Annotated in this window: 1 pseudogene; it reads right to left on the minus strand. The window is 39.9% G+C overall.

The features are described from left to right. Positions 1–117: 117 nt before the first annotated feature. Positions 118–509 (minus strand): annotated as a pseudogene (locus JKG61_RS22820) (hypothetical protein); the annotation flags it as partial.

A 509-nucleotide genomic window follows, 5' to 3' on the forward strand; every position in this document is an offset into this window, starting at 1 on the left:
CTTTTCTATGCCCTTTTCTCTTTCCTGTCTTTTGATTGTTTCTATTACTCCCATTTGAATCGTGCCTCCTGTCACTTGATAAATGTATTGATCAAAGTTACTAGTAAAGAAAAGTCCCTACAGTTTCGCGATCTCTTCGACGGAAAGGCCGGTACCTTTGGCGATATCCGCAATAGGTAAACCCATTTTCTTGAATTCCAAAGCAATAGCGATAGCTTCCTCCCGCTTGCCTTTTTCAATTCCTTTTTCAATTCCCTTTTCTCTTTCCTGTCTTTTGATTGTTTCTATTACTCCCATTTGAATCGTGCCTCCTGTCACTTGATAAATGTATTGATCAAAGTTACTATTTAAATCCTTATCTCGTATAAAAAGAAAACTTTTCAAAAACACTAAAAAGCTCATTATACGGTCTTTACTATATTTGTTGGTCTCGATCAGCGCACGCGCGATCGTACTCCGCTGCGCCGCCAGCTCTTCCTCAGGAATCTTATTCTCCTGCAGCGCTTTCT

Source organism: Sphingobacterium faecale (assembly GCF_016746095.1).
GTDB lineage: Bacteria > Bacteroidota > Bacteroidia > Sphingobacteriales > Sphingobacteriaceae > Sphingobacterium > Sphingobacterium faecale.